Below are 12,455 nucleotides of genomic sequence, written 5' to 3'. Positions count from 1 at the left end.
TGATGATTGATTTCGATCCGAAGATAATCCAGTGAATAATGGCTTCAGAATTCTGTTTCGAACAACAATGTCGTTTGCTTATCGCCGATATAACTGGACGACGCATAACTGCTATTCCAACAATAAATTTTTCAACGATGCTGCAGCGCAGTAAATTGGATTCGTAGCAGCGGTTCTTTCGAAACCAACCACCTGGAGCTGATCATGATCGATAAACGTCACGTTGTTGCAATCGCTTCCGTCCTCTCGCTGACCGCGTTGGGTGCCCACGCCGCCGAACCGGCCGCGCGCCTGAAATCCGCCACCTGCAGCGCTCCCGCCTATACGGCAGACCTGAAAGACGAATACCTCCAGGGCACCGTGCGCCTGGCCGTGCTGGTGGACGCGGACGGCTCGGTCAAGCAGGCCAAGGTCGTGGAGTCCAGCGGCCACCGCGCGCTGGACAGGGCGTCGCTGCGCGCCAGCTATTCGTGCAAGTTCGGCGCGGCCGGCAAGGACGGCGGCGAGCCGGGCTGGTCCACCGTGCAATACAAGTGGATCAACGATTGACCGCAGCAGGGCCGCCGGCGTGCGTAGCCGGCGGCTCAAACGTCGTTCGAAAATATCGATAATAGGAAGGCAATTTTCTCGTTTTTTTAATGCCGGGCGGCCGCGCATAATGTCTCCATCGCAGCGAACAACGAAGAGCAAGTCTTCGAAATGTTCGATGCAATATCGAACCCAACCCGATAACACTGGAGAACATCATGAGCAACGCCAAACTGGAAGTCCTGACCCCGCATAACTCGCAACTGATCATCATCGACCATCAGCCGCAGATGGCGTTCGGCGTGCAGTCGATCGACCGCCAGACCCTGAAGAACAACGTGGTCGGCCTGGCCAAGGCGGCCAAGGCCTTCGATATCCCGACCGTGATCACCACCGTCGAAAGCGATTCGTTCTCCGGCAAGACCTATCCGGAAATCCTGGATGTCTTCCCGGGCAAGGCCATCCTCGAACGCACGTCGATGAATTCCTGGGACGACCAGAAGGTGCGCGACGCACTTGCCGCCAACGGCCGCAAGAAGATCATCGTCGCCGGCCTGTGGACGGAAGTGTGCAACACGACCTTCGCGCTGTCCGCGATGCTGGAAGGCGACTACGAAATCTACATGGTGGCCGATGCATCGGGCGGCACGTCGAAGGATGCGCACGACTTCGCGATGCAGCGCATGGTGCAGGCCGGCGTGGTGCCCGTGACCTGGCAGCAGGTACTGCTCGAATGGCAGCGCGACTGGGCGCACCGCGACACCTACGATGCCGTGATGAAGATCGTCACCGAACACTCGGGCGCGTACGGCATGGGCGTCGACTACGCCTACACGATGGTGCACAAGGCTCCGGCGCGCAACCAGGGCGAGAACCCGGTACTGGCCCCGGTTGCGGCACCCGTACGCTGAGCCGGCACCTGCCTTCGCCGACTCGTCCAGCTGGGACGACGCGGGTCCAGTAAAGCGCGGGATCGTCAGCGGCGCGTCGCCAGCGCCACGACTGCGGCGCCGGCGGCGAGCACCAGTGCATCCTCGACGAGGCCGCTGCGGGTCTGGCCGACCTTCGCCATGGCGCGCTTGCGGGCCGCGAGCGTCAGATAGGCGAGCGGCACCGCCGTCGCGACCGCGGCGACCGCGCCTTCCCGTTCCCGTCCATGCGGCGCCAGCGCAGAGCCGGCAATCCCCGCGCTCAGCGTGCGTGCCAGCAGACCCAGGAAGACGGTCCGGTCGGGCGCCGTCTTCATCTTGTCGCCCAGCAGCTCCCCGGCACCCATCGCCAGCGCGCCGAACTTGAACAGCGGACGGTCCAGCAGGACGAGCTTGCCGGGCGTGCCGCGGTGCGCGAGGCGGGCCGTCGCGAGGGCGGCCATCGGCGTCATCGACCGCGCGCTGGCCACGGCGCCGATCAGGATGGAGGAAAGCAGGTTGCGGATTGCCATGGTCGTCTCTCCGGAAACGGTCGGGATGGCCAGTCTAACCAGGGTTCAGCCCGGTCCGGCGCACGCCAGCGGTCGGTAAGCTAACTTGCCTTGGCGTAACGTCCGTGGCAGACTGGTCCGCCAAATGTCGCCGAGGTTCCCATGACTATCCGTTCGTCGCTGGCCGCGCTTGCCTGCCTCGGTCTGTTCTTCACGCACGCCGCGCGGGCGGACACGGACATCGCCGGGCAAAAACATGAGCGCTGTGAAGATGCCGGCCTGATGATCGAGATCTCCGCCTGCATGCATCTCGAGCTGGCGGAATCGGATGCGCGCCTCGACCTGGTGTACACGCTGCTCAGGAACGCCCTGGCCAGGCCGGACGGACTCGCACGCGCCCAGCGGGCATGGCACGCGTATCGCGATGCGCAATGCACGTTCGAGAACGAAGGACTCGAAGGCGGCTCGGCGCAGCCGTTTTCAACGGACCTCTGCCGCACGCGACTTGCCGAGCGCCGCATCGCCGAGCTCGAGGAGGTCATGCCCTGCAACGGCTGCGTCGAATTCAAGTCCGAATACTACGGCATCGGCAAGGGATTTGTACTGCCACGCCGTTCGCCGGGCAAGCCTGCGCGACGCTGATTCAGCCCGGCCCGGCACACGCCAGCCGCACGCACTCCGCCAGCTGCTCGGCATCGACCGGCTTGGCCAGGAAACATGCCGCCCCGCCGCGCAGCGCGCGCATGCGTACGTGGTCGTCCGCGAACGCGGTCATCAGGATGACGGGTGGGGCCGAGGCAATGGCCCGTATCCGTTCCAGTAAGATCAAACCGTCGATGCCGGGCATCTGCACGTCGCTGACGACGCAGTCGATGTCATCGAGGCCGTGGGTCAGCAGTTGCTGCGCGCCGCCGAACAGGCTGACGCGGTAGCCGCAGGCGCGCAGCAGGCCGCGCAGGCTCGTGCCCACGTCGGGGTCGTCGTCGACGAGTGCGACGTGGGGGACTGGCAGCAGGGTATCCATGCCGTGCAGCATACCGTCCCGCCCCATGCGCACGGAATCATACCTAGGTATGAGTGGCATCCTGGCCTTGTGTGATATCAAGGGCCTCGGCCATCCGCACGAGGTCGGCGAACGTTTTGGCTTCCATCTTGCGCATCGCGTTGCCGCGGTGGATCTTGACGGTGATTTCGCTCGTGCCCACCTCGCCCGCGATCTGCTTGTTCATCAGGCCGCGCACGGCGAGCGCCATGACCTGTTTTTCGCGCGGCGTGAGCAACGCGTAGCGGTTTGCCAGCGCCTCGTGCGCGTGGCGCTTCGCGCGGCGCTCGCGGTCGCGCGCGAGGGCCTGGTGGACGGCGTCCAGCAGGTCCTGCTCGCGGAACGGCTTCGCCAGGAAGTCGACGGCGCCGCCCTTCATCGCGCGCACGGTCATCGGGATGTCGCCGAAGCCGGTCATGAACACGACGGGGAGCGACACGCCGTCGCGGTTCAGCTGGTCCTGCAGATCGAGGCCGCTGGCGCCCTGCAGGCGCACGTCCAGCAGCAGGCAGCTGCACACGTCCGGCCGGCGCGCGCGGGCGAAGTCGGCCACGCTGCCGTAGACGGCGACGTCCATGCCGACGGAGCGCAGCAGCCGCGAGAGGCTCTCGCGCACATCGGCGTCGTCGTCGACGACGTACACGAGTTCAGGGGAGGGCGTCGGACTGCTGTTCATGGATGGGGGCTTCCTGGTGGATGGGGAGTTCGACACTGAACGTCGAGCCGGGCGGCGTGCTGCGCGCGGCGATGCGGCCGCCGTGGCGCGCGACGATCGAACGGCAGATCGGCAGGCCGAGGCCCATGCCGTCGGCCTTGGTCGAAAAGAACGGTTCGAACAGGCGGGCGCCGTCGGCGTCGGCGATGCCAGGGCCGCTGTCGCGCACGCTCACGCGGGCCATGCCGTCGTCCTGGCGGGTGCGCAGTTCCAAGGCGTTGTTCGGCAGGCCGTCCATCGCCTGCAGGGCGTTCATCACCAGGTTGATCAGGACCTGCTGCAGCTCGATGCGGTCGCCCATGACGGGCGGCAGGCCGGGCGCCAGCTCGACGCGCAGCGCCAGCGGGCGCCGGTCCAGCTCGCGCTGCAGCAGTTCGACCGTGTCCTGCACGAGCGCATTCAGGTCCAGCGCCACGTGTTCCGGTTCGGTGCGGCGGGCGAGGGCCCTGATGCGGCGGATGACCTGGCCGGCCCGTTCGCTGGCCTGCACGATGCCGTCCAGCGCGGCGAGCGCCTCGCCGATGTCGGGCTGCGCGCGGCCCAGCCAGCGCCGTCCGGCCTGGGCGTTGGCGACGATGGCCGTCAGCGGCTGGTTGACTTCGTGCGCGACGGAGGCGGCGAGCTCGCCCAGCATGCTGACGCGGGCCGCGTGCGCCAGCTGGACGTGCGACGCGTGCAGCTGCTGCTCGGCTTCCACGCGCGCCGTGACGTCCGTGACGGCGCCCAGGTATTCGCAGCGGCCGTCGGCGTCGTACGAGGCCTCGGCTAGCACGTGCACGTGGCGGACGGTGCCGTCCGGGAGCAGCAGACGGTGCGCGACGTCGATGTGGCCTTCGCAGGCCAGCGTGCGGCGCAGGGCGGCCATGACGAGCGGGCGGTCTTCCGGCAGGGTGTGGGCGAGCACGCGGTCCATGTCGGGCGCTTCGCCGCCCGGATAGCCGAAGATGCGCGCGGCTTCTTCCGACCACACCATCGCGCCGTCCGGGACGCGGATGCCGAAGCTGCCCGTGCGCGTGAGCCGCTGGGCGCCGGCGAGGAAGGCCTGGCTGCGGCGCAAGGCCTGTTCGCGCTGGCGCAGCCGGTCGGTGGCCTGCCGGCGCTGGATGACGAGCCAGGTGGTGATGGCGATGGCGGCGATGCTGACGAGTGCGCGCCCGGCCGACGACGGCACCACCCGTAGGCCATGCGCGACGACGTAGGCGCCCATGGTCAGCAGCACGCAGGCCGCGCCCAGCGCGAGCGTGTACCGGCGCGGCCACACGGGCGATGCGAGCAGCAGCACGACGACGTACATCACGGCGATGGCGGTGTCGAGCCGGGTGAAGGCGTCGGCCGCGAAGATCGCGGCGGTGAGCAGCAGCAGGATGGCGGATTGCACGGGGTGGGTGCGGCGTCGGGGCATTGTAAAGACTCCAGTTCAGCCGCGAGCTTACAACGGCGCGCGCCCGCGGCCAACTGGCAGAATGGATGGTCTCAAGCGGGGACGGCTTCTCCTTCGGTCATGTCCGCCAGTTCGGCGAGCGCCATCGGCCGGGCGAACAGGTACCCCTGGAAGCCGCCGCAGCCGAGCGACCGCAGCTCGTCCCACTGCGCTTCTTCCTCGACGCCCTCGGCCACGACGTGCAGGCCCAGGTTGCCGGCTAGGTGCACGATGGCCTGGACGATGCTGGCCGCGTGCGGCACGCGCAGCATGTCGCGCACGAACGACTGGTCGATCTTGAGCTGGTCCAGCGGCAGCCGCTGCAGATAGCTCAGCGACGAATAACCGGTGCCGAAATCGTCGAGCGAGAAGCCGATGCCCTGCGCCTTCAGCGCCGTCATGCGCGCGATGGTGTCCTCGACGTCGGCCAGCAGCACGCTTTCCGTCAGCTCGAGCTTGAGGCGGCGCGGGTCGGCCCCGCTGTGCGCGAGGATCTCGAGCAGGCGCGGCACGAAGTCCTCCTGGCGGAACTGGCGCGCGCTGACGTTGACGGCGATGGTGAAGTGCTGCGTGGCGGGCTCGATCGCCCAGCGCGCGAGCTGGCGGCACGCTTCCTGCAGCACCCAGTCGCCGATGCCGACGATCAGCCCGGACTTCTCGGCCTGGGCGATGAACGCGCCGGGACCGGTAAGGCCCTGTTTCGGATGGTGCCAGCGGATCAGCGCCTCGACGCCGACCATGAGGCCCATCGCATTGACGACCGGCTGGTAGTACAGCTCGAACTCGCGCCGCGCCAGCGCGAAGCGCAGGTCGGTCTCCAGGCTCGTGCTGGCGTCGACGGCAGCCTGCATGCTGGGGTCGAAGAAGCGGAACGTGGCGCCGCCGGCCGACTTGGCCTCGTACATGGCCATGTCGGCCTGGCGCAGCAGGTCGTGCACGACGTGGTTGGCGTTGCCGAACAGGGAGACGCCGATGCTGGGCGTGCTGCGCAGCTCGTGGCCGTCCAGCGTGTAGGCGAAGGACAGCGTGCCCAGGATCTTGCTGGCCACCAACTCGGCGTGGGCCGTGGCGTCCACAGCGGAGGTGCCCAGATCCTCCAGCAGCAGCACGAACTCGTCGCCGCCCAGCCGCGCCACGGTGTCCGCGTCGCGCGTGACCTGCTGCAGCCGGAACGCGACCATTTCCAGCAGGCGGTCGCCCATGTCGTGGCCGCGCGTGTCGTTCAGGGTCTTGAAGTTGTCCAGGTCGACGAACAGCACGGCGCCGAAGCCGCCGTTGCGCTCGCACTTGGCGACGGCATGGCCCAGGCGGTCCATCAGCAGGCGGCGGTTCGGCAGGTTCGTCAGCCCGTCGTAGAACGCGAGGTGGGCGATGTCGGCTTCGGCCTGCTTGCGCGCGCTGATGTCGGTGCGCGTGCCGACCATGCGCACGGGCTTGCCGTCGGTGCCGCGCTCGACCACCTTGCCGCGCGACTGCACCCACACCCAGTGCCCATTGCGGTGGCGCATGCGGAACTCGGCCTCGAAGGCGGGGACGGCGCCCTGCAGGTGCTGGTCGAGCGCGTGGCGCAGCAGTTCGCGGTCTTCCGGGTGGACGGGTGCGTAGATGTCGCCGTCCTCGCTCTGGCGGTGTTGCTCGTCGCGGGTCCAGCCGAGGATGGCGCAGGCGCGGCCGTCCACCGTGCGCCGGCCGGACGGGAGGTGCCAGTCCCACAGGCCCAGGCTCGCGCCGTTCAGCGCGAGCTCCACGCGCTCGGCGGCGGCGGCCCGCTCGGCTTCGGCGTTGCGCGCCAGGCGTTCCAGCGCGGCGCGGCGGCGCTGGGCCAACAGCAGGGCGGCCGCGCAGGCGGACCAGAACAGGGTCCAGGCCGTGACGGACACCAGCGCGAGCCGGTGCCAGCCGGCGTTGATGCGGCCGGCGTCGCGCGCGAGGGCGACAACGAGGCCGCGGTCCATGCCCAGGTTTTCCACCCGCATGCTGCGCTGGACGACGAGGCGGTCGACGCCGTCGAGGCCCGTGCCGCGCCGGACCGACACCCGTTCGCCGCTGGCGCGGTGCGCGGCCAGCATCGTGTCGGGGTGCAGGGCGCCTGCGCGCATCACTTCCGGATCGGGCGGGACGTAGAGCAGGCGGTGGCCGTCCAGGTCGGTGATCGTGATCGTCATATCCGGCGCGTACAGCGCGGAGCGCATCACCGCCTCGAAGTATTCCGGATTCAGGATCGCGGTGACGGCGCCGTGGCCGCACCCGTCTCCCGCGTCGAGCGACATCGCCACCTTGAGGTTGAACTGGTTGGGCTGCAGCTCGTATGGATCGGACAGGTACAACGTGCGGCCGTCGCACATGTGCGGCACCTGGCCGAGGAAGCGCTTGTCGTCGAGGCGGCGGTCGCCCAGGTCGTCGTCGGAGATCTCGATATGGCCGTTGGGACCGACGGCCAGCAGCGCGCGCACGCCCGGCATGGCGCGCTTCAGGGATTGCAGCAGCGTGCGGCGGCAGGCCAGGTCGCAACCGCTGTTCGGCGCCAGCGCGGCGCGCGCGCCGTCGAGTGCCCAGCGGATGCCCTCGAGCTGGCGGTGCAGCGTCTGGTCGATGACGACGGCCTGCGCGCGCATGCGGTCGGCGTCTTCGGACAGCGCCTCGCCGCGCTCGGTCCAGACCATCCAGACCAGGACGAGGCCGGACGAGACGAGGCCCGCGGCCAGGATCAGCCACTCGGTGAGGCGGCGGCGCGCGGCCGTCAAGCGGAGCAGGCGATGCAGCGGCATGATGGACTCCTTGTCGAAATGCCAGCATCGTAGGCCGCGTGCGCGGGGCGCGCCATCAGACCTCGGTATGGGCTCTCATACGTTCGTATAGGTGCGCACGATTGGCTGCGGGCCGTCCTTGGGTTAACATTTATTTCACCCGCCCCAGGAGATCCCATGAAAGCAATCGTCACCGGCCACACGAGGGGCCTCGGCGCCGCGCTCGCCGCCAACCTGCTGGCGCGGGGCGTACCCGTCCTCGGCCTGGCGCGCACCCGTTCGTCCGAGCTGGCGGACGCTTATCCCGACTTGTTCGAAGAAATTGAACTCGACCTGGCCGACAGCGTGGCGCTGTCGCGCTGGCTCGCGGACGGCATGCTGGGGGATTACCTGGACGGCACCGGCGCCGTCCTGCTGCTGAATAATGCAGGCATGGTGAGCCCGGTCGGCCCGCTCGACGCGCAGGATCCTCAAGCCGTGCTGCGCGCCGTGCAGTTGAACGTGGCGGCGCCGATGGCGCTCGCCGCCGCCGTGGTCCGCGCCAGCGACGGGGCGCAACGGCGCATTCTGCACATTTCCAGCGGCGCCGGCCGCAACGCCTACCCGGGCTGGAGCGTCTACTGCGCCACCAAGGCGGCCCTCGACCAGCATGCGCGCGCCGTCGCCCTCGACTGCGAGCGCGGGGTGCGCATCTGCAGCCTGGCGCCCGGCGTCATCGACACGAACATGCAGGCCGAGATCCGCGCCACGCCGGAAGACCGCTTCCCCATGCGCAAGCGCTTCGTCGACCTGAAGGAAACGGGCGCACTCGTCGAGCCGGACGAATGCGCCGAACGGCTGGTCGACTACCTCCTTGGCGCCGGTTTCGGGGCCGAAGTCATCGCCGACCTGCGGACTCTTTCTTAAGCGGCGGGCGCGCGCGGGATCTGCAGCCCCTCGATGACGGCGGGCCGGGCGCGGAACGCTTCCAGCACGCGGCCCACTTCGGGGAAGCGGTCGAAGCCGACGATCTCGGCGGCATCGTAGAAGCCGACCAGGTTGTTCACCCATGGGAAGGTCGCCACGTCGGCGATCGTGTATTCGTCGCCCATGATCCAGTCGCGGCCCTTCAGGTGGCCGTCCAGCACGCCCAGCAGGCGCTTCGCTTCGTGCACGTAGCGGTCGCGCGGACGCTTGTCCTCGTACTCGCGGCCGGCGAATTTATGGAAGAAACCCAGCTGGCCGAACATCGGGCCGATGCCGCCCATCTGGAACATCAGCCACTGGATCGTCTGGTAGCGGCCTGCCGGATCGGCCGGGATCAGCTTGCCCGTCTTCTCGGCGAGGTACAGCAGGATCGCACCCGACTCGAACAGCGGCAGCGGCTTGCCGCCCGGGCCGTTCGGGTCGATGATCGCGGGGATCTTGTTGTTCGGGTTCAGCGACATGAATTCCGGCGTCGTCTGCTCGTTCTTGTCGAACGCGACGCGGTGCACCTCGTAGGGCAGGCCGATCTCTTCCAGCATGATCGCCACCTTGACGCCGTTCGGCGTGGGCAGCGAATACAGCTGCAGGCGGTCGGGGTGCTGCGCGGGCCATTTCTGCGTGATGAGGAACTGGTTCAGGTCGGTCACGGCGATCTCCTTCGGGTTGATTGCATTGATTGTACTCAAGATACGGTTTTCCGCCGGGTGGGAGCATACATCTTGGTCTTGGGCAACGATTGGAAGCCATGGACGAGCTGCTGCGTTATTACGAGGAAGAGCTGGGATTGTTCGGCCAGTTCGCGCGCGAATTCCGCGCCCGCTATCCCAAGCCCGCCAGCGACCTGCACGTGGCGGGCGAGACGTGGGACGATCCCGGCGTCGCCCGGCTGATCCAGTCCGTCGCGCTGCTGTCCGCCCGCATCAACAAGCGCCTCGACGACGACTACCCCAAGTTCACCGAAGCGCTGCTCGACAGCCTGTATCCGCATTTCCTGCGGCCGCTGCCGTCGTATTCCATCGTCCAGGTAGGACAGCGCGGGCCGGCCGAAGTGCCGGACACCCCGTCCGTGCTCGCGCGCGGCACGATGCTGCGCTCGAGTGCCGGCACGGATACGCCTTGCCTGTTCCGCACCGTCTACGACGTGCTGCTGGCACCGCTCAGCGTCGCCGGACTTGCCTTCGTGCCGCTGCTCGACGTCCCGCGTACGTTGCGAGCGCCGCGCGGGGCAGGCTGCGGCATCAGCCTGACGATAGCGGCGACCCGCGGCGCTTTTGATCGCCTGCCGCCCGTGCTGCGGCTGTTCGCCGACGGCGAGGCGTCGACGCGCGCGGCACTGGTCGACGCGCTGTTCCTGCGCTGCGCCGCAGCCTGGGTGCAGCCGGAAGGCGACCAGGGCTGGTTGCCGTTGCCGCGCGTGCCGCTGCGCCTGGCCGGCCTCGCGGATGGCGACGCCATGCTGTCGTATCCGGCCCGCTCGCATCCGGCCCCGCGCCTGCTGACCGAGTACTTCTGTTATCCGGAAAAATTCAACTTCATCGATGTCGACCTGGGCGCGCTTGCCGGCCTGCTGCCGCCGCGCTGCCGGCGTTTTACGGTGCACCTCGCGTTGTCCGGCATCGCCCCCGATTCCGATACGGCCCGCCTGCTGGCCGGCATCGACGCGCGCAACCTGCTGCCCGGCTGCACCCCCGTCATCAATCTGTTTCCGAAAGCCGGCGTGCCCGTGCAGCTTGCGTATACAAGCGCCGACTACCCGCTGCTGGCCGACGGCGCGCACGCGGCCGCGTACGAGATCCACAGCGTGGATGCCGTCCGCCTCGTGCGCGAAGGGGTGGGCACCGTCACGCGTTTCGACCCCCTCTACGCGCCGGGCGGCGAGGGGAGGGCAGGCGGCGAAGCGTCGCACCGCGCGCACTACTGGATCGCGCGGCGCGATTATGCGACGGCGGCTGTCAGCCCCGGCCACGAGATGCGCATCGCCCTCGTCGACGCCGACTTCCGCCCGCTGGACGCCGCCGGCGCCACTCTGTCCACGGAACTGACGTGCAGTAACCGCGACGTGCCGTCACGCCTGCCGTACGGCCAGCCGCAGGGCGACTTGCGCAGCGACGAGCTGTCCGCACTGGCGCCCATCCGCATGCTGAGGAAACCGACGCCCGGCTGGCGCTTCGGCGGCACGCGCGGGGCGCACTGGCGCCTGATCGCCCACCTGGCGCTGAACCACGCGGGCCTGACGATGACCGGTCTCGCCGATTTTCAGAAGATGCTGGCGCTGTACGACCTGCCGCGCTCGCCCGTGGCGCAGCGCCAGATCGCGGGCATCGTGGGGCTCGAACACGGCACGGTGCGCGCGTGGGTGGGCGCGACGCCGGTCGCGAGCCTGATGCCGGGCATCGGCATCCGCCTCACCGTCGACGAGGAAGCGTTCGCCGGCACGGGCCTGTATCCATTCGTGCAGGTGCTCGACCAGTACTTCGCCCTGAACGGCCATCTGAACTGTTTTACACGCCTGCAGGTCGTGTCGCAGCAGACCGGCCGGGAGATTCTCGCCTGCGCCCCCAAGGGTTGGGAAATGAGCAGCGGCGGCGGATGGACCTGATCGCCCGCCTGCTGGCCGAGCCCCAGCGCTTCGACTTCGTCCAGGCCGTGCGCCTGCTGTTGCTGGCGCTGGGCGAGCGCGGCATCCCCGAAAGCCGGGCGCTGGCCCGCCACCTGCGCTTTGCGAACAGCCTCGCGCTCGGGTTCCCGCCCAGCCAGGTCGAGGCCGCGGCGCTTGACGCCGACGGCTACCGCCTGACGCCGAGTTTCATGGGCTTGCTGGGCGCGCACGGGGCGCTGCCGCTGCACGTGACGGAGCGCCTGCTCGCGCTGCCGCAGGACGAGCAGGACGCGCAGGCGGCCCGCGCCTTCCTCGACATGTTCAGCACCCGCATGCTCGCCCTGTGGTACCGCGCGTGGCAGAAATACCGGGTCGAGCACCTCGTGGCCGGTCCGCGCGACGGCTACCTGCCGCTGCTGCTGGCACTGGCCGGCGTGCCGGCCGGCGGCGTCTTTGCGTGCGCTGGCGTGCCGGATACCGCGCTGGCCGCGTTTGCCGGCCTGCTGCGCCGGCGGCCCGTGTCGGCGGCCGTGCTGGGCCGGGTGCTGTCCAGCCATTTCGGCGTGGCCGTGCGCGTGCAGGAGGGCATCGGCAACTGGGACCCGCTGGACCCGGGCGAGCAGACCGTCATCGGCACCAACGCGCTGCTGGGCCGCCGCGCGCTGCTGGGGGAACGCAGCTGGCGCCCGGACCTGCGCGTGCGCGTGCGCATCGGCCCCCTCGACCGCGCCCGCTACGACCATTTCCTGCCCGGCGCCGCGGGTGCCCGCGCGCTGCGCACCCTGCTGCAACTCTTTGCCGTGCCGACCCTCGCGTACGACATCGTGCTCGTGCTGCGCCAGGCCGACCTGCGACCGGTGCAGCTGGACGCTTCCGGCCGCCGGCTCGGCCTGGACAGCTACCTGCTGTCCGCACCCGCCGCGGCCGACCGGGCCGACCTCTGTTACGAACTGCGCCCGCTCGATCCGCTGCCTCCCTTACAATCCGCTTGACCTTCCCATTGTGGGAAGGCATATCC

Annotated in this window: 12 protein-coding genes; 6 read left to right on the top strand and 6 right to left on the bottom strand. The window is 68.9% G+C overall.

Going from position 1 to position 12,455, the window contains the following annotated elements; all coding sequences use genetic code 11:
* The first annotated feature begins 204 nt into the window (after positions 1-204).
* Both P0M04_RS28775 and P0M04_RS28770 read left to right on the top strand, forming a co-directional pair.
* Positions 205-549 (top strand): energy transducer TonB, encoded by a 345-nt coding sequence (locus tag P0M04_RS28775; protein ID WP_259450933.1) that lies wholly within the window; start codon positions 205-207, stop codon positions 547-549.
* 197 nt (positions 550-746) lie between these two features.
* Positions 747-1,439 carry a hydrolase gene (locus tag P0M04_RS28770; RefSeq protein WP_259450934.1) on the top strand — a complete coding sequence of 231 codons (693 nt, stop codon included), beginning with the start codon at positions 747-749 and terminating at the stop codon, positions 1,437-1,439.
* 65 nt (positions 1,440-1,504) lie between these two features.
* Here the strand turns inward: P0M04_RS28770 and P0M04_RS28765 are convergent, their stop codons facing one another.
* Complete coding sequence (locus P0M04_RS28765) at positions 1,505-1,969, bottom strand: hypothetical protein (RefSeq protein ID WP_259450935.1); 465 nt, start codon at positions 1,967-1,969, stop codon at positions 1,505-1,507.
* A gap of 141 nt (positions 1,970-2,110) precedes the next feature.
* Between P0M04_RS28765 and P0M04_RS28760 the strand changes: the two genes are divergently transcribed.
* A complete protein-coding gene (locus tag P0M04_RS28760; RefSeq protein ID WP_259450936.1) occupies positions 2,111-2,590 on the top strand; it encodes a lysozyme inhibitor LprI family protein in 480 nt (159 codons plus the stop codon).
* A 1-nt stretch (position 2,591) separates the two neighbouring features.
* On the opposite strand, the gene P0M04_RS28755 is transcribed toward P0M04_RS28760, so the two are convergent.
* The 4 genes from P0M04_RS28755 to P0M04_RS28740 all read right to left on the bottom strand — a co-directional run bounded on the left by P0M04_RS28755 (position 2,592) and on the right by P0M04_RS28740 (position 7,893).
* Entirely contained in the window at positions 2,592-2,972 is a 381-nt protein-coding gene (locus P0M04_RS28755) for a response regulator transcription factor (RefSeq protein WP_259450937.1), read from the bottom strand.
* Between the two features lie 43 nt (positions 2,973-3,015).
* The gene (locus P0M04_RS28750) at positions 3,016-3,666 is read right to left on the bottom strand and encodes a response regulator transcription factor (protein ID WP_259450938.1); all 651 of its coding nucleotides are present in this window, start codon (positions 3,664-3,666) and stop codon (positions 3,016-3,018) included.
* Positions 3,638-5,107, bottom strand: a complete 1,470-nt coding sequence (locus P0M04_RS28745) for a sensor histidine kinase (RefSeq protein ID WP_259450939.1) — start codon at positions 5,105-5,107, stop codon at positions 3,638-3,640. The genes P0M04_RS28750 and P0M04_RS28745 overlap by 29 nt, the downstream gene beginning before the upstream one ends.
* 71 nt (positions 5,108-5,178) lie before the next feature.
* Positions 5,179-7,893: a putative bifunctional diguanylate cyclase/phosphodiesterase gene (locus P0M04_RS28740; RefSeq protein ID WP_259450940.1), complete on the bottom strand. Its 2,715-nt coding sequence runs from the start codon at positions 7,891-7,893 to the stop codon at positions 5,179-5,181.
* A gap of 156 nt (positions 7,894-8,049) precedes the next feature.
* On the opposite strand from P0M04_RS28740, the gene P0M04_RS28735 reads away from it, so the two are divergent.
* Entirely contained in the window at positions 8,050-8,778 is a 729-nt protein-coding gene (locus tag P0M04_RS28735; RefSeq protein ID WP_259450941.1) for an SDR family oxidoreductase, read from the top strand.
* Here the strand turns inward: P0M04_RS28735 and P0M04_RS28730 are convergent.
* Positions 8,775-9,485, bottom strand: coding sequence for a glutathione S-transferase N-terminal domain-containing protein (locus P0M04_RS28730; RefSeq protein ID WP_259451217.1), 711 nt, complete (start codon positions 9,483-9,485; stop codon positions 8,775-8,777). The genes P0M04_RS28735 and P0M04_RS28730 overlap by 4 nt on opposite strands.
* 98 nt (positions 9,486-9,583) lie before the next feature.
* On the opposite strand from P0M04_RS28730, the gene tssF reads away from it, so the two are divergent.
* Together tssF and tssG are read left to right on the top strand one after the other, a co-directional pair.
* The gene (gene tssF / locus P0M04_RS28725; protein WP_259450942.1) at positions 9,584-11,437 is read left to right on the top strand and encodes a type VI secretion system baseplate subunit TssF; all 1,854 of its coding nucleotides are present in this window, start codon (positions 9,584-9,586) and stop codon (positions 11,435-11,437) included.
* The gene (tssG, locus tag P0M04_RS28720; RefSeq protein ID WP_259450943.1) at positions 11,428-12,429 is read left to right on the top strand and encodes a type VI secretion system baseplate subunit TssG; all 1,002 of its coding nucleotides are present in this window, start codon (positions 11,428-11,430) and stop codon (positions 12,427-12,429) included. Before tssF ends, tssG begins: the two co-directional genes overlap by 10 nt.
* Positions 12,430-12,455 lie beyond the last annotated feature (26 nt).

The sequence above is a fragment of the Telluria mixta genome, from assembly GCF_029223865.1.
GTDB lineage: Bacteria > Pseudomonadota > Gammaproteobacteria > Burkholderiales > Burkholderiaceae_D > Telluria > Telluria mixta.
The sequence above is the reverse complement of the archived record's forward strand: the minus strand, read 5'-3'. Positions and strand labels throughout refer to the sequence as shown.

Bases quoted from the DNA above. Each gene is read 5' to 3' on its own strand.
- P0M04_RS28765 (WP_259450935.1), bottom strand. From the start codon at position 1,969: ATGGCAATCCGCAACCTGCTTTCCTCCATCCTGATCGGCGCCGTGGCC.
- P0M04_RS28755 (WP_259450937.1), bottom strand. From the start codon at position 2,972: ATGGATACCCTGCTGCCAGTCCCCCACGTCGCACTCGTCGACGACGAC.
- P0M04_RS28735 (WP_259450941.1), top strand. From the start codon at position 8,050: ATGAAAGCAATCGTCACCGGCCACACGAGGGGCCTCGGCGCCGCGCTC.
- tssG (WP_259450943.1), top strand. From the start codon at position 11,428: ATGGACCTGATCGCCCGCCTGCTGGCCGAGCCCCAGCGCTTCGACTTC.
- P0M04_RS28775 (WP_259450933.1), top strand. From the start codon at position 205: ATGATCGATAAACGTCACGTTGTTGCAATCGCTTCCGTCCTCTCGCTG.
- P0M04_RS28770 (WP_259450934.1), top strand. From the start codon at position 747: ATGAGCAACGCCAAACTGGAAGTCCTGACCCCGCATAACTCGCAACTG.
- P0M04_RS28760 (WP_259450936.1), top strand. From the start codon at position 2,111: ATGACTATCCGTTCGTCGCTGGCCGCGCTTGCCTGCCTCGGTCTGTTC.
- P0M04_RS28745 (WP_259450939.1), bottom strand. From the start codon at position 5,107: ATGCCCCGACGCCGCACCCACCCCGTGCAATCCGCCATCCTGCTGCTG.
- tssF (WP_259450942.1), top strand. From the start codon at position 9,584: ATGGACGAGCTGCTGCGTTATTACGAGGAAGAGCTGGGATTGTTCGGC.
- P0M04_RS28740 (WP_259450940.1), bottom strand. From the start codon at position 7,893: ATGCCGCTGCATCGCCTGCTCCGCTTGACGGCCGCGCGCCGCCGCCTC.
- P0M04_RS28750 (WP_259450938.1), bottom strand. From the start codon at position 3,666: ATGAACAGCAGTCCGACGCCCTCCCCTGAACTCGTGTACGTCGTCGAC.